Raw genomic sequence first — 23,969 nt, forward strand, 5'->3', positions numbered from 1 at the left:
CGCTGATCCATGACTGCCGTACAGCATCCATGGCGCGTGTTCGGCGCCTCCGTCACGGGCAAGGCGCACCTGGATAAAGATATCGCTTGCCAGGATGCGCACGCGCACGCCGTCGTGAACGACGTTTTGGTGGCCATCGTCTGCGACGGCGCCGGTTCGGCCCGCTTCAGCGAGCAGGGCGCGCAGTTTATCGCAGCGCAAACCGTGCAAGCGCTGGCCGGACGGCTGGAGCAGGGCGCCGTCGTGCAGGATCTGCACGACGGCGCGCTGGCGGCTACCCTGGCGCAGATCCGCGCCGCGCTCGACGACATCGCGCGCGCCGCCAACGCCACCCTGGACGACTACGCCAGCACCGTAGTGGGCGTGGTCCTGGGGCCGGACGGGGGATTCTTCTTCCACCTGGGCGATGGCCTGGGCGTGGCGCAGCTGCTTGAGGGCGGCGAACTGATCTCGCTGCCCGCCAACGGCGAATACGCCAACGAAACCTATTTCCTCAGCGGTGCACGCTGGCGCGAACAGCTGCGCCTGCTGGCGATTCCGCCAGCCGTGCGCGGCGTCGTGCTGATGTCGGACGGCTGCATGCCCTTTGCCATGAGCAAGAACAATGCAGCCCTGTATGCGCCATTCATGGATGCCGTGCAAGGCTATCTGCGCACGGTCGAGAGCAGCGAGCTGGGCAATGAAGCGCTGGCGTCCACCCTGGCCGACCCGCGCACGCACCAGATCACGGGCGACGACAAGACCCTGCTGCTGGCCATGCGCGCATGAGCCGGAAGCAGGGAGTCACGCCCGGTCTGAGTCCGGGCGGCAAGATCTGGCTGGACAAGGTCCGCAGTTTGATCTTGGGCAAGCTGATCAAGAGCGGCGGCGCGGGCAGCGTGTATCTGCTGCCCGGCGCGCCCGCGCAGGTCGCCAAGCTGTATCACCCGCACCTGGACCGGGCCGCCAACCGGCGCAAGCTGGAAGCCATGCTGGAGCTCACGCCCGAGTTGCCCGACCAATTGGAAAACGGCAAGCGCTACGTGCAGATCGCCTGGCCGCAGGCGGCCGTGTTCGACGGCCAGGGCGGTTTTGCCGGTTTCGTCATGCCTCTGCTGGACATGGCGCAGACGGCCGAGCTGGAACAGATCCTGCAGGAGCGGCAAGCGCGCGCGGCGGGCTTGCCCACGGGACTCGGTCCCAAGCTGACCCTGGCCGCCAACCTGGCCGCCGTCATCGATGCCTTGCACCAGCAGCAGCATTACGTGGTCGACTTAAAACCCGTAAACCTGCGCTTTTACCGCGATTCGCTGTACATCGCCATGCTCGATTGCGACGGTTTCAGCATCCAGGGCCATGCGGAGCGTTTTCCTGCGGAGCAATTCACGGCCGACTACCTGGCGCCGGAATTCCAGCGCAAGGGCATGCCGGCTGGCACGGAGCTGGCGCAAGACCGCTTCGCCCTGGCTGTCGTCATCTTCCAGTTGCTGAACTTTGGCATCCACCCGTACAGCGGGCGGCCCGGCAATGCGCAGGCGCCCACCGAGATTCCCGGGCGCATCCGCGACGGCTATTACGCGTATGGCGTCAAGCGCCACAAGAACATGGCGCCGAACGCCACCAGCGGGCATGCGCTGATGCCGCCCGAACTGCGCGCCATGTTCGACCGCGCGTTTTCCCCGTCGCCCGCACCACAGCGGCCCTCGGCGGCCGACTGGGCGCAGCTGCTGCGCGGCTATGCGCAGCGCAGCGGCGGCAAGTTGACAGTGTGCGCAGTGAATCCCGAGCACCAGCATTTTGCGGGCCACGGTTGCGCGGCCTGCGCGCGCGACAAGGTCATCGCCTCGGCCGCGCAAGCGTCGATGCAGGCGCAGCAGATGCAACGGCAACAACCATCGTTGCCGCCGCAGCGCAGCGGGCGCGGCGCGCACCATACGGTACCGGGGCAGGCGCCCGTCTTCATCCCCGTGGCGGGCAGCGGCGGCATCACGGGCAAGGGCTGGGCTGTGGTGGTGCTGCTGATCGTATTGTTCCTGATCGGCTTTACGGCCTGGACCTCGTCGCCCGATGAAGCCAAGGACAAGGCCAAGGCCGCGCAGGCGCAAGCCGAGCAGGCGGCCGGCCTGGAAGTATTCAACTGGCGCCCCCGCAAGGCGGCCGGTTTCCAGCCGTCCGATGCGCGCAAGGCCGTGCGCAGCCTGTCGCAAGCGGTCAGCAAGGGCGACGATGACGCCGTCACGCGGGGCTTGCAACTGTTGTACCGTGCCGGAGAGCAAAAATCGCCTGTCTACGGCGGCGACCCCGTCCGGGCGCAGCTGCGCGCCTCGTTGCTGGAAGGCCTGGGCTGGGTGCCTGGCTATGAGCCGGCGCTGGTGGCTAACTACCTTGACTTGCTGCAAGCGAACCCGCGCGACCATCTGGTGGCGGCGGCCATGGGCCGCATGCACCTGAGCCTGAACGAACCGCAGGCGGCGCGCCAGTACTTCGAGCAAGCCTTGTGGGCACGCCCGACCGATGGCACGGCCTGGCTGGGCATCGCGGCGACGGCCCTGCTGCGCGGCGGCGACGAGCGCGATGCCGTCAACATGGTGGCGCTGGCGCAGCTGACGGCCTACCGTTATGCGGTGGAGAACGCCGTGCCGGCGGAGCCGGGCGAACCGGCCGACAATGGCGTCGCTCGCACGATGCAGCGCATGGACCTGAACGCCAGGATGCTGCGCCTGGTTCAGGGCTGGGATTACCAGAAGCGCTGGGACAAGGCGCTGGCCGATGGCGCGCTGCTGGCGGCCAGGCTCAAGGCCATGCCACCGCTGCGCGACCAGGTCGGCGGCGTGCAGCGCGAGACGATGACGACCGTGACTTACGGCGTGCTGGACGAACAGCATGCAACGGGTGAAAACCGCCTGACCCTGACTATCGCGGCCGACGGCACGCTCAGCCATGCGGCGGCCGAGTCGCCGATGGAGCCGATGCTCAACAAGGTGCTGCTCGACAGCGTGAAGCGCTGGACCTACTTGCCGGCCGTGCAGCACGGTCAATTGCGCGATGCCAAGGTGGTGGTGCTGGTGCGCTACCGCAACGGCCGGGTCAGCTTCGTGCCGGCCGGCGTGGCCGCCACGACGGAAAATTAAAGGAATAATATGAAAATCAAGACCCTATGCGCGCTGCTTGGCGCTTGCTTGCTGACCCCGGGCATGGCGCAGGCGGACATCGTGCAGCGCCAGGTGCTGGCCAGCATGGCAGTCGAACCCGATAGCGAGGGCGGCGATGTGTTCACGATTGCCGGCACGACGGCTTGCGGCGGCAAGCAGATCCGCATGGATGCCCGCTCGGTCAATCTGGACGAGGCGCCGTACGAGGCGCTGAAGGCTGAACTGTCCCGGCACATCCGCAGCAAGACGCCCATGCGCGTCACCCTGAAAAGCTGCCCCGAGGATGCAAGCGTGCCCATCGTGCGCCGGATCGCCGCCTGCACGCCAGCCGATTGCGCCGATGGCCGGGCGCGGCTGTACCTGCATGAACGTTTCTTCCCCATCGAGCAGGACAAGGCGGCCAACGTGCTGCTGTTGCCCTTGCTGAAAGGCAAGCAGCCTGGCACGTGGAAGGTCGAAATATATAGCGTCGCCGGCCACAAGCTGCGCCTGTCGGGCCAGGTCAACCGCGCCGATTATGTTTCCGGCGAACTGGTGGGCGGCTATGTCACGTATTACCCGAATGGCAAGATCGAGAAACAGGTGGCGCAGGATGGGGAAGGGCGGCAGCATGGCGTCGGCAGCAAGTATTATCCGGACGGCACCCTGGAGCTGCGCGGCGAGTGGCGCCATGGCATGCCAGAGGGCGAACACCAGCGCTATCACGCGACGGGCAAGCTGAGCGAGACGAGCCGCTACCGCGACGGCCAGCGCCTGGACGGGCCCGTGCAAACCTTCGATGAAAATGGCAAGCCCGGCACCAGCTACACTTTGCGTGGCGGCAAGATGGAAGGCGAGATGCTCACGTATTTCCCGGATGGAAAAGTCTCCAGCCGTTCAGAAATGAAGGACGGCAAGTACAATGGCGTGAGCACGAATTACTATCCCGATGGCGCCGTGCGCGCCAGGATGACGCAGGTCGACGATTTGCCGGTCGGGGAAGCGCTGGAGTTCTATCCCGACGGCAAGGTGCAAAGCCGCCAGCGGTACGGCGACAAGGGCGGGCTGCTGAGCCTGCAGCGCTACAGTCCGCAGGGCGTGCTGGTGCTGGAACGGCGCTGGGATGCGCAATGGCGCGAGCAGGGCACGTCGCGCTCGTGGTACGAAAGCGGCAAGCCCGAGCAATCGATCGAGTATGTGAATGACCGGCGCGACGGCTGGAGCCGCAGCTGGCGCGAAGATGGCAGCCTGAAAAGCGAATGCCGTTATGTGGCCGGCAAGACCCGGGGCGACTGCGGCGAGGCGCCGCCGGCACCGGAACTGCAGCGCAAGGAGCAGGCATGGCGCGCCTTGTGAAGCATGTGCTGCTTGCAACGCTGCTGTGGCCGGCGCTGGTCCACGCCGAGATCGAACAGCGGCAAGTGGTCAGCGCGATCAAGGCCGAGGCCGGCAAGGGCGGCGGCGATGTACTGACACTGGCCAGTGACAACGGTTGCGGCGGGCGCCAGGTGCGCATGGATGCCTTGTCCGTGCACCTGGACGCAGCGCAATACGCGGCCATGAAGCAGCAGCTGGCGCCGTTGATACGCGAGGCGACGCCCTTGCTGATGCGCATCAGATCGTGTCCGGCACCCGGTGCAGCGCTCGCCATGCCCGAAGTCAGCAAGCTGGGCGGCTGCGAGCCGCAAGCGTGTGCGGACGGCAAGGCGCGCCTGTATTTGAATCACCATCTGTCGCGCGGCGAAGTGAAGGAACATGCGCGCTATGCGCTGGTCGTTCCGCTGCCGCCAGGCAAGACGCCGGGCACCTGGCAAGTCGAGATCTATCACGTGCGCGAAGGCGAGCCGAAGCGGCTGACGGGCCAGGTCGACGCCGCCGATTACCTGCGCGGCAAGCTGGTGGGCAACTACAGCATGTATTACCCGCATGGTCAGCTGGAAATGCAGGTGGAGCAGGACGGGCGCGGCGTGCAGGAAGGCGTGCAGACCCGCTATTACCCGGACGGCCAGGTTTCCATGCGCGGCAGCTGGCGCAATGGCGTGCAGGAGGGCGAAGAGCAGACTTATCACCAGAGTGGCAAGCTGATCGAGTCGCGCACCTACCGCAACGGCGCCCGCGCCGATGGTGTGGTGGAAACGTTCGATGAAAACGGCAAGCTGCGCACGCGCATGACGCGGGTCAAGGGCGAGACGGACGGCGAGCTGCTGCTGTTCTATCCCGACGGCACCGTGGAAAGCCGCAGCCAGTATGTGAATGGCATCATGACGGGCCCCAGCACCGGCTATTTCCCGGATGGCAAGGTACGCAGCACGGCAAGCTATGTGGACGGCAAACCCGCCGGCGACAGCGTCGAATATTATCCGGACGGCAAGGTCGCCAGCAGGCGCACGCACAGCGGCCACTACGTATTGCGCAGCGAACAGCGCTTCAGCCGCGCCGGCGTGTTGCTCGTGGACAAACGGTGGAACGCGGGCGGGCGCGAGGAGGGCGCCTTGCGCTCGTGGTATGCCGATGGCAAGCCGCGCCAGCTGATCGAATACGTGAACGGCGAGCGCCAGGGCTGGACCCGCCACTGGCAAGCGGATGGCAGCCTGGAAAGCGAATGCCGCTATGTGGCGGACGAGCCGCAGGATGGGTGCACGGGCGCGTCGGCCCAGATGTCGTACACGGAGGATGGGATTGAGGTTGAGATGCCGGAATCGTGAACAGGGAACGTCGTTGCCGTTCGATCACTGATGCGTGGCCTGCCTTTTTTGCGAGACAGGTACAGGTACGGGGATGACACTGGTTGGCGTCCACGGTTCGTCCGGTCGCAGCACTGTGCTGTTGGCGTCAAACACCGCTGCCAGCCTGGACGGGACCTTGGCGCATGGACGTTTGTGCCGGACTGGCCTTTTGTGGTCGGCTGCTTACGCCCCATTGCAGACATTCGCTTCAGGCCGTCGTTGACTGCATTTCCGCCATCGCCTTAACGCGTTCGATAACGCCAAGAAGTTCCGTATCACACGGATCACCTGTGAACTCAGTTAGGCAAAGATGCCGCGTGGGTTGTCGCTGGAGCTTTTCGGGACTGTCATCGATCATGATGATCTCGTCTGCGGCATACCCGTGCTTCAACGCCTTGCGCAGATCTTTTATGTACACATAACCGTTACTTTTCGGATCAACCTTCTGAACACACTTTGATACCGCCCATGAAAATGCTACGGGATAGGAAGTTCCAAACAGCTCCTCGGTGACTATCTCGACATAGCGTTCGCTCGATGAAGACCAGACTGCCATATCAAAGTGCGACGCACAGAACCTGATCAGGTCAGATGCAAACGGTCGTACATATACAAAATATGGGCCAATGCGAAAGGAGTGAGCACAAGGTAAGGCAACCTCAGTCGCATGCACCAAGGTTTCATCTAAGTCGAAGACAATCAGTCGGACCCGCGCCATGTTCTTGCCTTTCGTTGTCAGCTTTTGGCCGATTGCGCTCGTTCACATCACCGACCGGCCCGATGCTTTGAAGCCTGATGCCGAAGAGCAAACTGCATCGCCTAATTCCAAACATACGCGATGTGCTCTTTCTTCCTGTTATCGAGAACATACGCGCGAACATACATTCGGAAATTTTCTGCCACATACACTTCTGTACGGAATTCAATAAGTGCTGCAACATCAATGCTATGACGCCTTAGATACTCTGCCAATCCGGTCCGATAGGCGAGCACGCAATTTCTAACTCTTGGAGGAAATCCGAACAATTCCTCGCTTGTTGCAGGAATCCAATTAATGGTTACTTGTTCACCGCGCCGCTCTCGCGCCATCTGATACACATCCTCGAAGACAAAGCCGCCATCCAAATAGTTCATGCCACTCATGAACGAGTGTGACCAGTTGTGGGCCATCGAGCGTATTAATTTATACTTCATTGAAATCCACTTTTTGACTGGCCGCTTCTGTCCGCTTGAAGCCACCTCAAATTCCATACCTGTTCCGGGCAGCGGCTTCAAGCTCAGACTGCGGCAAGCCTGCTTGCCGCCAGAATTCAAAAAAATACTCCAATGTTTCGGCAGTAGCGCCGCTATCCATGGGATGCAAGACGCATATGGCCGTTCTTATTTTCAAGACGTCCGGCGCGTGCGATTGATCCCGCCCTTCGATTGCGCGCCAGAGGCGTACACGCTCAGCGATGACTTCCTCAGCCGTCGCCGCACCGGTCATGTATCGATACGCCACCGCTGCCGCTGACTTGGCAGCCGCTGGCAATTGGGCAGTCACTCCGCCGATAGCCTCAATCATGAAGCGCTGCGCCAAAGGTTGTTCTGCAGGGTCATCCAGGTCCACCGCGCAGGCAATGGCATCAAAAAGTCTCTTATTCAACATGTGCATGACGTTTCGCTGATTGCGCGATGCGTGCGCCGGGGCCGCCTCCGGCAAATGGCGTTCCCCCAAGACACAGACTGGGGTCGTACCCTCAGGGTACGACCCCGGACCTTGCAGGGGTTCCATGGTGGAAGGGCCTGCTGGCTTAGCGGTGCGGCGGCGTCAGCACGCTGGCGATGGCCTTCGGCAAGGTTTCCGGATAATCGCGGCTGAAGTGCAGGCCACGGCTTTCGCGGCGGGACAGGGCGCTGTTGACGATCATCGAGGCCACGTCGACGAGGTTGCGCAATTCCAGTAAGTCGTGCGTGATGCGGAAGTTGCGGTAGTACTCGTCGATTTCTTCCTTCAGCAGGGCGATGCGGTGCTGGGCCCGCTCCAGGCGCTTGGTCGTGCGCACGATGCCCACGTAATTCCACATGAAGCGGCGCAGCTCGTCCCAGTTGTGGGAAATCACCACTTCCTCGTCCGCATCCGTGACGCGGCTTTCATCCCAGTCGGGCAGATACGGCGTGCCCAGCTTTTCCTTGCTTTCGATATCCTGCGCGCAGGCGCGGCCGATGACGATGCATTCGAGCAAGGAATTGCTCGCCAGGCGGTTCGCGCCATGCAAGCCCGTGCACGCCGTTTCACCCACGGCGTACAGGCCCGGCAGGTCGGCGCGGCCGGACAAATCCGTCACCACGCCGCCGCACGTGTAGTGGGCGGCGGGCACGATGGGAATCGGCTGCTTGGTGATGTCGATGCCCAGTTCCAGGCAGCGCGCGTAAATCGTCGGGAAGTGTTCGATGAGGAACTCGGCCGGCTTGTGGCTGATATCGAGGTGCACGTAGTCGAGGCCCCGTTTCTTGATCTCGAAGTCGATGGCGCGCGCCACCACGTCGCGCGGCGCCAGCTCGGCCCGCTCGTCGTGGGCCAGCATGAAGCGCTGGCCGGCAGCCGCGCCCGCTTCAGGCGGCAGTTTCAGCAAGCCCCCTTCGCCACGGATGGCTTCGGTGATCAGGAACGATTTCGCATACGGGTGGTATAAACAGGTGGGGTGGAACTGGATGAATTCCATGTTTGACACGCGGCAGCCGGCGCGCCAGGCCATGGCGATGCCGTCGCCGCTGGCCGTGTCGGGATTGGTGGTATACAAATACACCTTGCCGGCGCCGCCCGTGGCCAGCACGGTGTGCTCGGCGGCAAAGGTCAGCACCTTGCCAGTTTGCTCATCCTGCACATACAGGCCGTGGCAATGCGGTTGCGCGTTGCGCTGCGCCGGTTTCATGCCCAGCTTGTCCGAGGTGATCAGGTCAATGGCGCAATGGTGTTCGAACAGGGTGATGTTCGGGTGGGCGCGCACCTTTTCTTCCAGGGTCACTTGCACGGCATGGCCCGTGGCGTCGGCCGCGTGGATGATGCGGCGCTGGCTGTGGCCGCCTTCGCGGGTCAAATGAAAACCCAGCTCGGCCGAGGCATCGCGCGTAAACGGCACGCCTTGCTCGATCAGCCATTCGATCGCTTCGCGGCCATGCTCGACGATGTAGCGCGTGGCGCTCTCGTCGCACAGGCCGCCGCCGGCGATCAGGGTGTCTTCGATATGCTGCTGGTGGCTGTCGCCCGAATCGAGCACGGCCGCGATGCCCCCCTGGGCCCAGTTGCTGGCGCCGTCGAGCAGTTCGCGTTTGGAAATGATCGCGACGGTGCGCGTCTCAGCTAAATGCAGTGCAACCGATAAACCCGCCAGGCCACTGCCGACAATCGCTACATCAAATTTCATGACATTTATCTCGTTTAGGGGAAGCATACTATAGTCCATTTCACATCAATCGGTAATGTGTTGAGATAAATTCTGCCGATGAAAGATAGGCTGTGCAGTAGCTTGTGGCGCATCAAGGTCAGCGTGGAACAGTCCGCCATGATGGCAAGACCAGTATCAGGCCGCTTTGTACGCGGTGCGCTGGTACGCATTGCTTCTTGCGCCGGGGGAACCATGATCCGCATCTTCAGCCACTACGTGTCGAAAACAGCATTCATCCTGCTGTTGCTGGAAATACTGATCCTGCTGCTGGCGGCCGCCCTGACGTCCCTGCTGTGGCTGGCGGACGGCAGCCGCCTGGTGCGCTACAGCGAGGTGTACCTGTCCTCGACGATCTTCGCCCTCGTCATCGTCTTCAGCATGAGCGCGCTGGGCATGTACCAGCACCGCTCGCGCGAAGACATCCGCAACACCTTGCTGCGCATCCTGCCGTCGTTCGCGCTGGGCTTTGCCGTGCTCAGCGTGATGATCCGCTTCATTCCCTCGCTGCAGTTCGGGCGCGGCAGCGTGCTGATCTTCGGACTGGGCGCCATCGGCGTGCTGCTGGCGCGCCTGGTCGTCTTCAAATCCGCGCAATCGGCGCTGATGGAAGGGCGGCTGATCCTGGTGGGCGGCGGGGCCCTGGCGCGCGAATGCATGGAGCTGGCGGCCAGCAAGATCGGTTTCCACCAGTTCACGGTGGTCGGTTGCATCGACGTGGCGGGCGAGCAATGCTGCGTGCCGGCTTCGGCCTTGCTGCCGGCCGGCCCCTCGCTGCTGGCCATGGCCCAGCGCCACGATGCGCATGAAATCGTCGTCTCCGTCAGCGACCGGCGCAATGGGGCATTTCCCGCCAAGCAACTGCTCGAATGCGCGCTCGGTGGCGTGAAAGTCATCGACGCGGCCACCTTTTTCGAACGCGAAGCGTGCCAGATCCGCATCGACTCGTTACAGCCCAGCTATCTGATCTATGGCGGCGGCTTCGACCAGAGCTTTGTGCGTGCCGCCTCGAAGCGGCTGTTCGACCTGGCCGCCAGCGGCATCATCTGCCTGGCCGCCTTGCCCGTGATGCTGGTGACGGCCCTGTGCATCCGCCTGGAAGACGGCGGCCCCGTGTTTTACCAGCAAGAGCGGGTGGGGCGCGACGGCGTGCCCTTCAAGGTGCTGAAATTTCGCAGCATGCGCAGCGACGCCGAACGCGACGGCACGCCCATCTGGGCCCAGGCCAACGATGCGCGCATCACGCGCGTGGGCAATCTCATCCGCAAGCTGCGCATCGACGAGCTGCCGCAAATGCTCAATGTGTTTCGCGGCGAGATGAGTTTCGTGGGGCCGCGCCCCGAGCGCGCGTATTTTGTCGAGCAGCTGAAGGAACAGGTGCCGTACTACAACATTCGTCACAGCATCAAACCTGGCATCACGGGGCTGGCGCAGGTGCGCTATCAATATGGCGCCTCCGTCGACGATGCCGTCAAAAAACTGCAATACGATTTATATTATGTGAAAAATAACAGCTTGTTCCTGGACTTGCTGATCCTGCTCGACACGGTGCAGGTGGTGCTGTTTGGCAAGGGCAGCCGATGATGCGGGCGCAGTCGGCCTGGCTGGCGGCGGCGGACGCCGCGGCGCTCAGCCACGGCCTGGCCTCGCTGGCCTTTTTCGTGCTGGCGTTGCTACTGATCAGCAACTGGCGTGCGCGGCAGAACGCGCGCGCCTTGCTCGTCGCCTGCCTGGCGACGGGCATCTGGGCGACGGGCACGGTGGTGCTGGCGCTGCTGGGTCTACGCATTTCGCTGGCCGGCGATGCGCTGGAAATGCTGCGCACCGTGGCCTGGCTGGTGTTCTTGCTGCTACTGATCGATCCCTCGCGCACGCGCCTGCGCGCCGTGCTGGCCGGCATTGCCGTGGTCGTGCTGGCGCAGTGGCTGCTTGTCGTGGCTAACCAGCTGGGCTTGCCTGCCGCGCCGGGGCGCGCCTCGGCCAGTGTATGCCGCCTGTTGCTGGCCGTGCTGGGCATGCTGCTGGTGGAACAGTGGTACCGCAACACGCCGCCCTTGAAGCGCTGGGGCATCAAGTTTGCCTGCCTGGGCGTGGGCGGCCTGTTCGCCTACGATTTCTACCTGTACAGCGACGCCTTGTTGTTTCGCACGATTAACGATGACATCTGGGCCGCGCGCGGCATCGTCGATGCCCTGTGCGCGCCCCTGCTGGCCATCTCGGCGGCGCGCAATCCGGCCTGGGCGCTGGGCCTGTCCGTGTCGCGCCAGATGCTGTACCGCTCGGCCGCCTTGCTGGGTTCGGCCATCTACCTGCTGGCCATGGCGGCCAGCGCCTATTATTTGCGCTATTTCGGCGGTACCTGGGGGGCATTGATGCAGATGGCGTACCTGGGCGGCGCGGCGCTGCTGCTGGCGGGCGTGCTGTTTTCCGGCAGCCTGCGCGCCAAGCTCAAGGTCTATATCAATAAAAACTTTTATAACGCCATCTTTGATTACCGCGAGGAATGGCTGCGCTTTACCCGCGCCCTGTCCGAGGATGGGCCGGCCCTGGGCGAGCGCACGATACAGGCCCTGGCGCAACTGGTGGAAAGCCGCGCCGGCGCGCTGTGGATCTTGCGCGAGGGGCAATTCGCGCCGGCCGCCAGCTGGAACTGGCCGCCGCCCGCGTGGAGCGCGCCGGCATCCGGCCCCCTGTGCCAGTTTCTGGAAGCCCGGCTATGGGTCATCGACGTGCCCGACTGTGAACAGCATCCGCGCCAGTACGGCGGCCTGGCCTTGCCGCCCGCGCTGCTGGCGCTGCCGGACGTGTGGCTGCTGGTGCCCCTGATGCTGCACGGCCAGCTGTTCGCTTTCGTGGCGCTGGCACGGCCGCGCACGCCTATCGGCCTGAACTGGGAAATCCGCGACGTGCTGAAAATTGCCGGCAGCCAGGCCGCCAGCTACCTGGCGCATCGCGAATCGCTCGATTCGCTGATGGTGTCGCGCCAGTTCGAATCGTTCAACCGCATGTCCACCTTCATCGTGCACGATTTGAAAAACCTCGTGTTCCAGCTGTCACTGTTGCTCAGTAATGCGGAAAAGCACCGCGCCAATCCCGCGTTCCAGGAAGACATGCTGGGCACCCTGGACCATTCCGTGCAGAAAATGAAGACCCTGCTGCAAAAGCTCGCGCTGGGCGAGGCGCTCGATACGCCGGCGCCGCTGCGGCTCGACGGCTTGCTGCGCCAGGCCGTGGCGGCCAAGGCCAGCCTGGCGCCCGCGCCGCGGCTGGAAATCGTCGATGCCGAACTGACGGTGCTGGCCCACCGCGCGCGGCTGGAGCGGGTGCTGGGCCACTTGATCCAGAACGCCATCGAGGCCACCGCCAGCGATGGCAGCGTTGCCGTGCGCCTGTTGCGCGAGCGGCAGAGCGCCGTGGTCGAACTCGACGACACGGGGCAGGGCATGAGCGAGCAATTCATCCGCGAACGGCTGTTCAAGCCGTTCGACAGCACCAAGACGGCAGGCATGGGCATCGGCGTGTTCGAAAGCCGCGAATATATCCGCGAAGTGGGCGGCAGCCTGGAAGTGCGCAGCGCGCCGCAGGTGGGCACGACGTTTCGCGTGATCCTGCCGCTGCATGTGCCGGTGGAGGCAGGCCCGTCGGCGGGACTGCGCCTCAATGAGGCCAATTCCGCTCCCTAAGGTCGGACCCTACACCCCCGTTGCCCTATTCACTGACAGGAGCTGACACGCATGGGCAAGCAAAAACTGCTCGTCATCGAAGACGATCCCGGCCTGCAAAAGCAGTTGCACTGGAGCTTTGACGCCTATGAAGTCTTGCTGGCGGGCGAGCGCGAAGCGGCGCTGGCGCTGGTGCGGCGCCACCAGCCGGCCGTCGTGACCATGGACCTGGGCTTGCCGCCCGACCCGGATGGCGCCACCGAAGGCCTGGCCACCTTGCAGCAAATCCTCGCGCTGGCGCCGGACACGAAAATCATCATCCTCTCGGGCAACCAGGACCGCGCGCATGCCCTGAAGGCGATCGCCCTGGGCGCGTATGACTTTCACCAGAAGCCGTTCGACGCCGACATGCTGGGCCTGGTCATCGCGCGCGCCTTTTATTTGCACGCCATGCAGCAGGAAAACCGCCGCATGCTGCAGACGCAGGCGGACTCGCCGCTGGCCGGCATCGTCAGCCGCGACGCCGGCATGCTGAAGCTGTGCCGCAGCGTGGAAAAGGTGGCGCCGTCGTCGGCCAGCGTGATGCTGCTGGGCGATTCGGGCAGCGGCAAGGAACTGATTGCGCGCGGCCTGCACGCGCTGTCCAGCCGCCACGCGCAGCGTTTTGTCGCCATCAATTGCGCGGCGATCCCGGAAAACCTGCTGGAAAGCGAGCTGTTCGGCTACGAGCGGGGCGCGTTTACGGGCGCGGCGCGGCAAACCCTGGGCAAGATCGAACTGGCCCACGGCGGCACCTTCTTCCTCGATGAAATCGGCGACATGCCGATGGCGCTGCAGGCGAAACTGCTGCGTTTCCTGCAGGAGCGGGTCATCGAGCGCGTGGGCGGACGGGGCGAGATCGCCGTCGACGTGCGCATCGTGTGCGCCACGCACCAGGATCTGAAAGTGCTGGCGGAACAGGGACGTTTCCGCGAAGACCTGTTTTACCGCCTCAGCGAAATCGTCCTGCGCATCCCGCCGCTGCGCGAACGGGCCGGCGATGCGGCCTTGCTGGCCCACCATTTCAAGAATAAATTCTGCGCCAGCGAAGGGCGCGGCGCCCTGCATTTCAGCCCCGGCGCGTTGCAGCTGATCGAAGCATATGGCTGGCCGGGCAATGTGCGCGAGGTGGAAAACTGCATCAAGCGGGCCGTCATCATGAGCGACGGCCCGCAGATCCTGCCGGACGACCTGGGCTTGCCCGCCAGCGCCCAGGCGGCCCCTGCGGATGAACCGCTGAACCTGCGCCAGGCGCGCGACGCGGCCGAATACCGGGTCATGGTGCGCGCGCTGGCGCGGGCCGACGGCAACATCGCCAGGGCGGCCGAGCTGCTGGGCGTGAGCCGGCCCACCCTGTACGACTTGATGGGACATCACGGCATCAAATAGGCAAATAACTAAATATCAAGATTGTGTATGGCGTCGCACATACGCTGGCGTGGCCTCGGTGCATCCTAGCCTCATCCACAACAAGGAGGCGCCATGAACGCGATCAGTTTATTGATGAAGGACCACAAGGCCGTCAAGGCCCTGTTTGCCCAATACGAAGGCTTGAGCGACCGCTCCTTTGCCACCAAGAAAAAACTGGCCGACCAGATCTGCCAGGAACTCACCGTGCACACGCAGCTGGAAGAGGAAATCTTCTATCCGGCCGTGCGCCGTCCCATCCATGACGGCGACTTGATGGATGAGGCCGTCGTTGAACACGCGAGCGCGAAAGAGCTCATCGCGCAGATCGAGGCGATGGACCCGGCCGACGACCTGTACGACGCCAAGGTCAAGGTGCTGTCCGAGCAGATCGAGCACCACGTCAAGGAAGAAGAAAACGACATGTTCCCCAAGGTGCGCCACACGGCCGTCGACCTCGATGCGCTGGGCCAGGAAATGGCGGCGCGCAAGGAACAGCTGACGGGCGTGCCCGCCTGAGCACTGTATAAAACCAATTACCAACCAAGGGAGTTTTCCATGCAAGCTACACAATTGTCCGTTTCGGACCTGAACAATCCGGGCGTTTCCTGGGGCGCCGTGCTGGCGGGCGCTGCGGCTGCGGCCGCCTTGTCCTTCATCCTGCTGATCCTCGGCGTGGGCCTGGGCCTGTCGTCCGTCTCGCCGTGGTCGTTCAACGCCACGGCCATCGGCGTGTCGACCATCGCCTGGCTGGCTTTCATGCAGCTGGCCGCATCCGGCATCGGCGGCTACATGGCCGGCCGCCTGCGCGTGAAATGGAGCTCCATCCATACGGATGAAGTGCATTTCCGCGATACGGCGCACGGCTTGCTGGCCTGGGCCGTGGCCACCCTGGTCACGGTCGCCATCCTGGCCGGCGGCACGCGCGCCGTGCTGAGCGGCGCCATCGACGCGGGCAGCGGCGTGGCGGCAGCGGTTGCCCCGGCCGCGGCGGCCGGTGCGGCAGTTGCAGGCAATTCGGCGGGCGCCAAGGCAGGCGAGGGCGGCGGCGCCAATCCGCTCGACTATTTCTCCGACATGCTGCTGCGCGCGGCGCCAGCGCCCGCTGCCGCCACCGGCATGCCAGCGCCAGCGGTAACGGACCCAGGCGTGACGGTCGCCGACCAGCGCATGGAAATCGGCAAGATCTTCGCCACCAGCCTGTCCACGGGCAGCCTGGCCGCCGATGACCGCGCCTACCTGGGCCAGATCGTTGCCAAGCGCACGGGCTTGACCCAGGCGGAAGCGGAAGCGCGCGTCGATGCCGTCTATGGCCGCGCCGCCAAGGCCGCCGCCGACGCCAAGGCTGCCGCGCAGCAAGCGGCCGAAACGGCGCGCAAGGCCGGCGCCCACACGGCCCTGTGGATGTTCGTCGCCTTGCTGCTCGGCGCCTTCGTTGCTAGCCTGGCGGCAACCTTTGGCGGCCGCCAGCGCGACCATGAGCGCGTGCTGCGTCACGTCACCATCTGAATCCCCGCCATATAACCACTAGACAAGGAGTCTGCCATGCGTTCCATCCTCTTGCTGCTGCTGGGTATTCCATTGCCCATCGTAATCCTGATCGCCCTGTTCGTACGTTAAGCAGGCGACAGTGAAAACCGGCGTCCGCTGCAAGGTGGGCGCCGGTTTTTTTTGTGTGAAAGCAGGCGCGTGTGTAAGATAGCGCATCTTTTCCTTGAGTCCCGCCATGAATTTGACCGCCATCCGCCCCTTGCTGAAAAGCACCGTCATCGCCGCCATCGCTTGCGCCGCCTTGGCGTCGTGTTCCACCCTGATCGGCCCGCGCGATGTGAATGTGTCGCTCGCCAAGATGCAGCAAGGCCTGGAGCGCCGTTTCCCCATCGACAAGCGCGTGCTGTCCGTGCTGGACGTCAAGCTGACGCATCCGCAACTGTCGCTGCAGCCCGAGCGTGAACGAGTGGCCCTCAGCGTGGACGCCAGCGTCCTGCCGCCGTTCATCCGCCAGACCTGGCGCGGCAGCCTGGCCATGTCCGGCCGCCTCGTGCTCGATCCGCAGCGCAACGCCGTGTACCTGAGCGAAGCGAGCGTGGACAAGGTGGGCATCGACGGCATGGACGAGTCGCAGCAGCGCCAGTTCGCCAAGGTGGCCAGCCTGGTGGCCGACCAGCTGATGCATGAAACGCCGATCTACACCTTCAAGCCCGATGAATTGCGCTATGCCGGCGTGCAATTCGTGCCGACGCGCATCCAGACCACCGGCAATGGCTTGACGGTGACATTCGAGCCGGTGAAATAAGCCGCCTGCTCCTGCATTGACATCCGCGGGACGGATGGCGTCGTCGTGCGATGGCGCGGCGTCGCCTCGTCCCGGCGTGGCAAGGCAGGGGAAATAGTTGTATTATAGTAATATTCATCAGCCGGGACATGCCATGGTCAATATTAGCGCAGCAGGAATCCAGTCTGGACGGGACAGCCTGTCCGCAGCGGCGTCCGTCGTTGAAACACAGCAGGCCGTCGCGGCGAAAGCCAGCGCGATCGAGGCGCCCGCCGGCGCCGGCGCCGTGTCCGATAATGTGGTGATTTCCACGCTGGCCGGGCGCCTGTCGAAGGCCGAGACGGCCACCAGCGCCAGCCTGCAGGGACTCGGCCACGACGCCCTGGCAAGCCGCGTCAATGACAGCATCAGCCGCATTCTGTATCCGCTCGATGCGGCACACAAGGCAGCGGCCGCCCAGCAGGAGCCGCAACCGAATGATGCGGCATCGGCCAAGTCCGCCGCCGCGGCGACGGCCTATATCGACGGGCGGGGCAAGAATCCGTTCGCGGGCCTGTCGCGCGATCAATTGGCCACCATCGCCTACGATGAGAGCGGCACGTTTACGGTCAATGAACGACGCGCCGCGTATTACCAGGCTGGCGATGACGAACAGGCGTGGCGCCAGCAAGTGGTGGCGCAAGCCATGCATGAATACAATACCACCGGCAAGATGACCGATTTCTTCAAGTCGGTGCTGGCGCATTTCAATGACTTGCCCAAGCTGGAGCAGGCGCAATATCCCGAGCAATATGCCAGCGGCCTGGAAGATAAAATCAAGCTCGATTTCAATTATTTCAACCACGCCCCCGGCGATGCCGCGCCAACGCCAGGGTCGCTGGCCAGCATGGCGCGGCAGCAGGGCGTGTCCCCGGCCCAGGATCTGTTCGCGATGCTGGGGCCGGAACCGCGGCGCGCCACGGCGGCGTAAAAACAGGCGATCAGCTGTTCTCCTTGGCATGATTCAAGGTGTAGCGGGGAAGTTCCACCGTCACGTCTTGCGTGCCCACGCGGGCCTGGCATGACAGGCGCGAATGGGGCTGCAAGCCCCAGGCCTGGTCGAGCATGTCTTCCTCATTGTCGCCCAGCGCGTTGAGCGAATCGAACCCGCGCACCACGACGACGTGGCAGGTGGAGCAGGCGCCCACCTGGCCGCAGGCGTGTTCCATGTCAATCCGATTGGCCAGCAAGGCATCGCAGATGCTCATGCTATCCGGCGCGTCAATGATGGCGCCGTCGGGCGCCAGCTCGGGATGGGGCAGTACGGTGATGGTGGGCATGCGGGAGACTCCGTGGTTGGTTTTGAATACCGCCACCTTGGACCTTCCCGCCTGGACAAGGTCAAGCGCAGTGTGCGCCTGACCCGGCACTTGCCGCGCCTACAGCTTCGATGCCGGATGGTCCGCGAGCGGCACAAAACCTCCGGTCGCTTCGTCCAGCGCGTCGAGCGAGCCGTTTTCGATGTCGTACACCCAGCCATGCAGGGTCAGCCGCTTTTGCGTGATGGCCAGGGCCACCGAAGGGTGGGTGCGGAGGTTATTCAGTTGCGCGACGACGTTGGCGCGCACCATGCCGTCGATGCGATCCTGCTCCGTGGCGTGCTCGACGGATTCGTTGATCATGCGCGCCGCGTCCGCGTGCCGCAGCCAGCTCTTGACGGCGGGCATGTGCTCGAGGCAGGTGCAGGTGGCAATGGCTTTCATGGCGCCGCAGTCGGAATGGCCACAAATGACGATGTCCGTCACCTGCAGGGCCGCCACGGCAAATTCCACGGACGCGCTCACGCCGCCCGGTTCCGGACCGAACGAGGGCACGATATTGCCTGCGTTGCGAATCACGAACAGTTCGCCAGGTTCCCGTTGCGTCACCAGTTCCGGCACCATGCGGCTGTCGGAACACGAGATGAACAAGGCCTTGGGCGTCTGGCCCGTGGCCAGCGTCTTGAACAGCTCCCGGCGTTCAGGAAAGACTTCCTTCTGGAACCGTAGAAATCCGGCAATGATGTCGCGCATAAATAAAAGAAAAGAGTGGTGTGAGCCCGTATTATCGCCGAAGTTGGCGCGGCCGGCTTGCCGGCAGGCCGGGTCAAGGGCCGACGATGCAGCGGTCGATATGCGCGAGCAATTGCAGAAACACGCGTTTGTCGGCCATGTGATTCATCGTGTTGCTCATGAAAACATCGCTGGCGGCCGCTGCCACGGCACTGCGGGCCTGCGCGCAGGCCGCATGCAGTTGCGCGCGGTCAAGCTCCAGCAGCGCCGCGGCGATGCCAGCCTGCGTGAAATCGAAGGCATCCATGCCGCAGCAGCCGGCCGCGCAATGCGTTTCCAGGCGGCAGATCAGCGGCCACAGCTCGCCCAGCAAGGCATCGATGTCGATCGCCTGGTCATAGCGGCCGTCAAGATCGATGAAGTCGATCCAGGCGTCGTCGCCGATCTGGATAGCGTACTGGCGGTCGCGTTCGCTCATTTTTTCAGATTCTCCCGGCCGGTGGCATCGCGCGATAAAAAAAACCGCCCGGAGGCGGTGGTGTCAAGGCGCTGCCGCCGATTTAGATAAAGTAGATCAGCGCGATGATGCCGACCACCAGCGCCACGCGGGTGATCTGGTACGCCGTCTTGTTCCACGCCTTGAAGCGGCGGCGGTACTGGCCCATGGTCCAGGAAATCTGGAACAGCTTGCTCACGCCGCCCACCTGGTCGCCCAGTTCGTTGGGCGAGGCGGCTGCCGTCATCAGGGTGCGGCCCAGCCAGCGGTTCAAGCCTTGCGCCCAGCGGTAGCGCATCGGGCGCTCGATGTCGCAGAACAGGATGATGCGGTCGCTGTCGGCATCGTTGCGTGCCCAGTGGATATACGTTTCATCGAACATCACGGCCTGGCCATCGCGCCAGCTGTGGCGCTCGCCATCGACGTCGATGAAGCAGCGGTCATCGTTCGGCGTCTGCAGGCCCAGGTGGTAGCGCAGGGAGCCGGCGAACGGGTCGCGGTGCGGGTTGAGCTTGCCGCCTTGCGGCAATTCCGCAAACATGGCGGCCTTGATCGAGGGAATCGATTGCAGCAGCGCATAGGTTTGCGGGCACATCTGCTGGGCCGACGGGTGGTTGGCGTCGTACCATTTCAGGTAGAAACGCTTCCAGCCATACTTGAAGAAGGAATTGAAGCCCACGTCATTGTTCTTTTCGGCCGCCTTGATCTTTTTCATTTCCTGCATGCGCAGCGCTTCATCGCGGATGATCTGCCAGTTCTGCTGCAGCGGCGCCAGTTCCGGGAATTGCTCGACGGATAAATATGGCGTGGCCGGCACCTTGGAAAAGGTGTGCATGAACAGGTTCAGCGGCGCCATGAACGAGGAATGATCGAAGATCTGGCGGCGGAACGGCAGGCGCACCTTGCCCCGGAAATGAATATGTAAAACAGAAAACACAAAAATGCCCAGCAAGGCCCACTTCATACACAACCTCGTTTTTTAAGAATGGGGCAATTATAACCAGTTAATGGCCTCGCCATCCTGCACCTGGGTGAAGGAATCATGAAGCGGCATCCACGGCGCAGCTGCCCTACAATATCCGCATTTGACCACTTTCAAGGAGTAACGATGGATATCTGGCACGCACCGCTCGACCTGGCCATGCTCAATGCCGCCAGCGAGGGCACGGCGATGCGCCATCTGGGCATCGCCTTCACGGCCTTCGGCCCGGACTGGATCGAGGCGACCATGCCCGTTGACCACCGCACCATGCAGCCTTTCAAGCTGCTGCATGGCGGCGCTTCCGTGCTGCTGGCCGAAACCCTGGGCAGCATGGCCGCGAATGCCTGCCTCGACAGCCGCAAGCAGGTGAGCGTGGGGCAGGAAATCAACGCCAACCACGTGCGCGGCGTGCGCGGCGGCCATGTCACGGGCCGCGCCACGCCGGTCCACCGTGGGCGCACCAGCCAGGTCTGGGAAATTCGCATCGTCGACGAGCAGGGCAAGCTGTGCTGCATTTCCCGCATCACCATGGCCGTGATCGATGCGCCTGGCGCCGCCTGAAATTCATGCTTGTTGACCTGCATCAAGGCATTAAAAGTGGACGCGTGGAATGATAAATAACGTTGTTCGCTTATAATTCAGTGTGCTCACGTGCCGCGCCGGGTTCCCGCGCGCGCCTACATTGCCCGAAATACAAGCTGACTGCCCAAAAAACGCAAGTTAGATACCCATCCCGCCACTAGCGGCGGGACCGGAGAGACGACGGCTGGCAGATTGTCCGGTTTCCATGAAACCGGCCAAACATTCAACTTTATTATAGGCAACAAAAAAACAATGAAGTCATTCAATCGTCTGACGATAGGCGCCCGCTTGAGCGCGGGCTTTGCCATGCTGGTGCTGCTGATGCTGGTACTGGCCGCTTTTGCGCTGCTGCGCATCGGCGCCATCTCCGGCGCCATGGAAGCGCAGGAAAAAGTCCAGCTGGAAAAACTCGAACCGCTGTACGTGGCGCGCGAAGCGCTCGACCAGACGGGCCTGGCCGCGCGCAATGCCTATATCTTCCATGACCAGGCGGCCGCCGAGAAAGAGCTGGCCATCCTCGACAGCCAGAAAGCGCTGTACCTGGAAGCGCTGGCCAGACTCGCGCCCAAGTTCGCCGGCGACGCGCAGTTCGACAAGGTCAGCAAGGGGCTGACCGCCATGGCGCAGGAGCTGCAGCGGCCACGCCAGTTCCGCGCGGCGGGCCAGATGGAGCAATACGGCACCTTCCTCGTCGATGAGTGCAGCCCCTTGCGGCGGCAGATCGTCGCCGATATCGATGCGGTACTGAAAGCCGTGCAGCGCGAGTCGGAACAGGCGAGCGTGGCTGCGCGCGCCATCCACGCGCAGTCGCTGCGCTGGATCGGTGTGCTGGCCGCGCTGAGCGTGCTGGCGTGCATCGCGGTCGCCACCGTCATCACGCGCGGCCTGCTGCGCCAGCTGGGCGGCGAACCGGCGTATGCGGCGTCCATCGCCGGGCGCATCGCCCAGGGCGAGCTGGCCATCGACGTGCACACGCGCGAGGGCGACGACAGCAGCTTGCTGTATGCCATCAAGACCATGCGCGACAACCTGGCCGCCATCGTCGGCAAGGTGCGCCACGGTACGGAAAGCATCGCCACGGCCTCGACGGAAATCGCCTCGGGCAACCGCGACCTGTCGCAGCGCACGGAGCAGCAGGCCGGTTCGCTGGAAGAAGTGGCCTCGTCCATGGAAGAGCTGATTTCCACCGTGCGCCAGAATGCCGAGAACGCGCAGCAAGCCAACCGCCTGGCGCGCGAAGCCTCGCGCGTCTCCGAGCAGGGCGGCAAGGCCGTCGCCGAGGTGGTGCACACCATGGGGCTGATCAATGCGTCGTCGAACAAGATCGTCGACATCATCGGCGTGATCGACAGCATCGCCTTCCAGACGAACATCCTGGCCTTGAACGCGGCCGTGGAAGCGGCGCGCGCGGGTGAACAGGGTCGTGGCTTTGCCGTCGTCGCCACCGAAGTGCGCAACCTGGCGCAGCGCTCCAGCGCCGCCGCGCGCGAAATCAAGCTGCTGATCGACGATTCCGTCAGCAAGGTCGGCACGGGCACCCTGCTGGTCGAGCAGGCGGGCGCCACCATGCATGACGTGGTGGCCGGCATCGGCCGGGTCACGGGCATCATGGCCGAAATCAGCCACGCCACGCAGGAGCAGGGCGCCGGCATCGAGCAGGTCAACCGCGCCATCGTCGACATGGACCGCGTGACCCAGCAAAACGCGGCCCTGGTGGAACAGGCCGCCGCCGCCGCGCAGGAATTGCAGCAGCAGGCGGCGCAGCTGGAACAGGAAGTGGGCATCTTCAAGCTGGCGCAGCCGGCCACCGGCCCCCTGCGCCTGGCGGCCTGAGGGCCCAGCGTCACGCGGCGCGCCATGCGCCGTGTTCCGCGCTACAATGAGCGCTGGATCACCGCCAGGACTCCCCATGCAAGTGCGCAGCAGCCACGATATGTCCAGTCCGGACGGTGCCGACAAACCGGCGCCGCCCGTGCTGCAGCAGGCTTTGGCCGGCCTCGGCTGGGGCTTGCTCACCTGCGTGCTGTGCTTTGTCATCCTGTTCATCACCAAATGGCTGCTGCCGCCCGAATACTGGGGCGCGCACACGGGCCTGGCCAAGTTCAAGCGCGAAGTGTCGCTGCCCATGCTGGTATTCTGGGTGGTCATCTATTCCCCCATCCTGGAAACCTTCCTGGGCCAGCTGCTGCCGCTGGAAATCCTCAAGCGCCTGGGCGCCAGCCGCCAGCTGAGCATTTTTATCGGCGCCATCCTGTGGGGCATCGTGCATTGCATCAGCGGCGGCCTGCTGCACGCCATCGTCGCGCTGGGTTCGGGCGCCATGTTCAGCTTTGTCTACCTGCGCTACCGCGGCCCGGGCGTGGCCGCCGCCTACACGACGACGGCGTTTTCGCGCGCCTGCAATAACATCGCCATCCTCGTCGCCGTGTTCTACGGCCTCGACGCTTAAGACGCCGGCCAACGCCCGCTGCGCGCCGCCGTGCTCACGCGTCATGGCCGCCGGGACTGTTGCCATGCCTGCCGGGACGCGGGGCGGTGCGGGGCGCCAATCGGCGCATGACAGGCGCAATCCGCGCGCCACGGCGCCGCAAAAGTGACTATAGTGAGGCGTCTGATCCACACCTGCCAAGGGAGACATCATGCACAGCATCCAGAAGATTACCCCGTGTTTATGGTTCAACGGTCATGCCGAGGCGGCGGCCCTGTTTTATACGGGAATTTTCCCCAACTCCAAGATCGGCCAGATCCTGCGCTACGGCGAGGAGGGCCAGGAAATCCACGGCCAGGAGCCGGGCAGCGTCCTGACGGTGGCGTTCGAACTGGACGGCCAGACGTTCACGGGCTTGAACGGCGGACCGCTATTCCAGTTTTCCGAGGCAATCTCGTTCCAGGTCAATTGCGAAACGCAGGACGAGGTCGACCATTACTGGACCCAGCTGTCCGAAGGCGGGCCGAAGGAAGCGCAGCAGTGCGGCTGGCTCAAGGACCAGTTCGGGGTGTCGTGGCAAATCGTGCCCACCATCATGGTCAAGCTGCTGGGCGACCCCGACCCCGTCAAGGCCCAGCGGGTGATGAAAGCCATGATGGGCATGAAAAAGATCAACATCGACGACATCAAGCGGGCCTACGCGGGCTAGGCCGGCCCGCTGGCGGGGCGGGCGCACGCCAGCGGCGCGCCCTGTCCAAGATGGCCGGCATTTGTTATAGTCCCAGCCATCTTTCCATCCGCCTACAG

The 23,969-nt window shown here is 63.9% G+C and carries 23 protein-coding genes; 15 read left to right on the forward strand and 8 right to left on the reverse strand.

Annotation, left to right across the window (positions count from 1 at the left end; genetic code table 11):
* Positions 1-9: 9 nt before the first annotated feature.
* The 4 genes from BM193_RS16255 to BM193_RS16270 are packed head-to-tail and all read left to right on the forward strand — an operon-like array spanning position 10 to position 5,815.
* The gene (locus BM193_RS16255) at positions 10-768 is read left to right on the forward strand and encodes a PP2C family serine/threonine-protein phosphatase (protein WP_092797497.1); all 759 of its coding nucleotides are present in this window, start codon (positions 10-12) and stop codon (positions 766-768) included.
* Positions 765-3,110 carry a hypothetical protein gene (locus BM193_RS16260; RefSeq protein WP_092797498.1) on the forward strand — a complete coding sequence of 782 codons (2,346 nt, stop codon included), beginning with the start codon at positions 765-767 and terminating at the stop codon, positions 3,108-3,110. Before BM193_RS16255 ends, BM193_RS16260 begins: the two co-directional genes overlap by 4 nt.
* Before the next feature lie 9 nt (positions 3,111-3,119).
* Positions 3,120-4,466 carry a toxin-antitoxin system YwqK family antitoxin gene (locus BM193_RS16265; RefSeq protein ID WP_092797499.1) on the forward strand — a complete coding sequence of 449 codons (1,347 nt, stop codon included), beginning with the start codon at positions 3,120-3,122 and terminating at the stop codon, positions 4,464-4,466.
* Positions 4,451-5,815, forward strand: coding sequence for a toxin-antitoxin system YwqK family antitoxin (locus BM193_RS16270; RefSeq protein ID WP_092797500.1), 1,365 nt, complete (start codon positions 4,451-4,453; stop codon positions 5,813-5,815). Before BM193_RS16265 ends, BM193_RS16270 begins: the two co-directional genes overlap by 16 nt.
* A gap of 229 nt (positions 5,816-6,044) precedes the next feature.
* On the opposite strand, the gene BM193_RS16275 is transcribed toward BM193_RS16270, so the two are convergent.
* The 4 genes from BM193_RS16275 to nadB form a co-directional block, all read right to left on the reverse strand.
* Positions 6,045-6,554: an HAD family hydrolase gene (locus tag BM193_RS16275; RefSeq protein ID WP_092797501.1), complete on the reverse strand. Its 510-nt coding sequence runs from the start codon at positions 6,552-6,554 to the stop codon at positions 6,045-6,047.
* Positions 6,555-6,655: 101 nt separating this feature from the next.
* A complete protein-coding gene (locus BM193_RS28440; protein ID WP_139229969.1) occupies positions 6,656-7,087 on the reverse strand; it encodes a hypothetical protein in 432 nt (143 codons plus the stop codon).
* Positions 7,077-7,490 (reverse strand): hypothetical protein, encoded by a 414-nt coding sequence (locus BM193_RS16280; protein WP_092797502.1) that lies wholly within the window; start codon positions 7,488-7,490, stop codon positions 7,077-7,079. Before BM193_RS16280 ends, BM193_RS28440 begins: the two co-directional genes overlap by 11 nt.
* A gap of 139 nt (positions 7,491-7,629) precedes the next feature.
* Positions 7,630-9,243, reverse strand: a complete 1,614-nt coding sequence (gene nadB, locus BM193_RS16285) for an L-aspartate oxidase (RefSeq protein ID WP_092797503.1) — start codon at positions 9,241-9,243, stop codon at positions 7,630-7,632.
* A 213-nt stretch (positions 9,244-9,456) separates the two neighbouring features.
* Here nadB and BM193_RS16290 point away from each other — a divergent pair, with 213 nt between their 5' ends.
* The 7 genes from BM193_RS16290 (at position 9,457) to BM193_RS16325 (ending at position 17,614) form a co-directional block, all read left to right on the forward strand.
* On the forward strand, positions 9,457-10,845 hold the full coding sequence (locus BM193_RS16290) for a TIGR03013 family XrtA/PEP-CTERM system glycosyltransferase (RefSeq protein ID WP_092797504.1): 1,389 nt from the start codon (positions 9,457-9,459) through the stop codon (positions 10,843-10,845).
* Complete coding sequence (gene prsK, locus BM193_RS16295; RefSeq protein WP_092797505.1) at positions 10,842-12,944, forward strand: XrtA/PEP-CTERM system histidine kinase PrsK; 2,103 nt, start codon at positions 10,842-10,844, stop codon at positions 12,942-12,944. The genes BM193_RS16290 and prsK overlap by 4 nt, the downstream gene beginning before the upstream one ends.
* A gap of 51 nt (positions 12,945-12,995) precedes the next feature.
* Positions 12,996-14,351: a PEP-CTERM-box response regulator transcription factor gene (gene prsR, locus BM193_RS16300; RefSeq protein ID WP_092797506.1), complete on the forward strand. Its 1,356-nt coding sequence runs from the start codon at positions 12,996-12,998 to the stop codon at positions 14,349-14,351.
* 93 nt (positions 14,352-14,444) lie between these two features.
* Positions 14,445-14,888: a hemerythrin domain-containing protein gene (locus tag BM193_RS16305; protein ID WP_092797507.1), complete on the forward strand. Its 444-nt coding sequence runs from the start codon at positions 14,445-14,447 to the stop codon at positions 14,886-14,888.
* Between the two features lie 39 nt (positions 14,889-14,927).
* The gene (locus BM193_RS16310; RefSeq protein WP_092797508.1) at positions 14,928-15,878 is read left to right on the forward strand and encodes a hypothetical protein; all 951 of its coding nucleotides are present in this window, start codon (positions 14,928-14,930) and stop codon (positions 15,876-15,878) included.
* Positions 15,879-16,095: 217 nt separating this feature from the next.
* Entirely contained in the window at positions 16,096-16,665 is a 570-nt protein-coding gene (locus tag BM193_RS16320; protein WP_092797510.1) for a DUF1439 domain-containing protein, read from the forward strand.
* A gap of 133 nt (positions 16,666-16,798) precedes the next feature.
* Complete coding sequence (locus BM193_RS16325; RefSeq protein ID WP_092797511.1) at positions 16,799-17,614, forward strand: hypothetical protein; 816 nt, start codon at positions 16,799-16,801, stop codon at positions 17,612-17,614.
* Between the two features lie 10 nt (positions 17,615-17,624).
* Here the strand turns inward: BM193_RS16325 and fdx are convergent, their stop codons facing one another.
* From fdx to lpxO, 4 genes are all read right to left on the reverse strand, one after another.
* Entirely contained in the window at positions 17,625-17,963 is a 339-nt protein-coding gene (gene fdx, locus BM193_RS16330) for an ISC system 2Fe-2S type ferredoxin (protein ID WP_092797512.1), read from the reverse strand.
* 99 nt (positions 17,964-18,062) lie between these two features.
* A complete protein-coding gene (locus BM193_RS16335; RefSeq protein ID WP_092797513.1) occupies positions 18,063-18,695 on the reverse strand; it encodes a carbonic anhydrase in 633 nt (210 codons plus the stop codon).
* A gap of 73 nt (positions 18,696-18,768) precedes the next feature.
* Complete coding sequence (locus BM193_RS16340) at positions 18,769-19,152, reverse strand: DUF6331 family protein (RefSeq protein ID WP_092797514.1); 384 nt, start codon at positions 19,150-19,152, stop codon at positions 18,769-18,771.
* Positions 19,153-19,234: 82 nt separating this feature from the next.
* Positions 19,235-20,134: a lipid A hydroxylase LpxO gene (gene lpxO, locus BM193_RS16345; RefSeq protein WP_092797515.1), complete on the reverse strand. Its 900-nt coding sequence runs from the start codon at positions 20,132-20,134 to the stop codon at positions 19,235-19,237.
* A gap of 144 nt (positions 20,135-20,278) precedes the next feature.
* Here lpxO and BM193_RS16350 point away from each other — a divergent pair, with 144 nt between their 5' ends.
* The 4 genes from BM193_RS16350 (at position 20,279) to BM193_RS16365 (ending at position 23,871) form a co-directional block, all read left to right on the forward strand.
* Positions 20,279-20,713, forward strand: a complete 435-nt coding sequence (locus BM193_RS16350) for a hotdog fold thioesterase (RefSeq protein ID WP_092797516.1) — start codon at positions 20,279-20,281, stop codon at positions 20,711-20,713.
* Between the two features lie 273 nt (positions 20,714-20,986).
* A complete protein-coding gene (locus tag BM193_RS16355) occupies positions 20,987-22,567 on the forward strand; it encodes a methyl-accepting chemotaxis protein (RefSeq protein WP_092797517.1) in 1,581 nt (526 codons plus the stop codon).
* 76 nt (positions 22,568-22,643) lie between these two features.
* Positions 22,644-23,183: a CPBP family glutamic-type intramembrane protease gene (locus BM193_RS16360; RefSeq protein WP_092797518.1), complete on the forward strand. Its 540-nt coding sequence runs from the start codon at positions 22,644-22,646 to the stop codon at positions 23,181-23,183.
* A gap of 187 nt (positions 23,184-23,370) precedes the next feature.
* Entirely contained in the window at positions 23,371-23,871 is a 501-nt protein-coding gene (locus BM193_RS16365; protein WP_217638468.1) for a VOC family protein, read from the forward strand.
* Positions 23,872-23,969: the final 98 nt, after the last annotated feature.

The organism is Janthinobacterium sp. 344, from assembly GCF_900112025.1.
Taxonomy (GTDB): Bacteria; Pseudomonadota; Gammaproteobacteria; order Burkholderiales; family Burkholderiaceae_D; genus Janthinobacterium.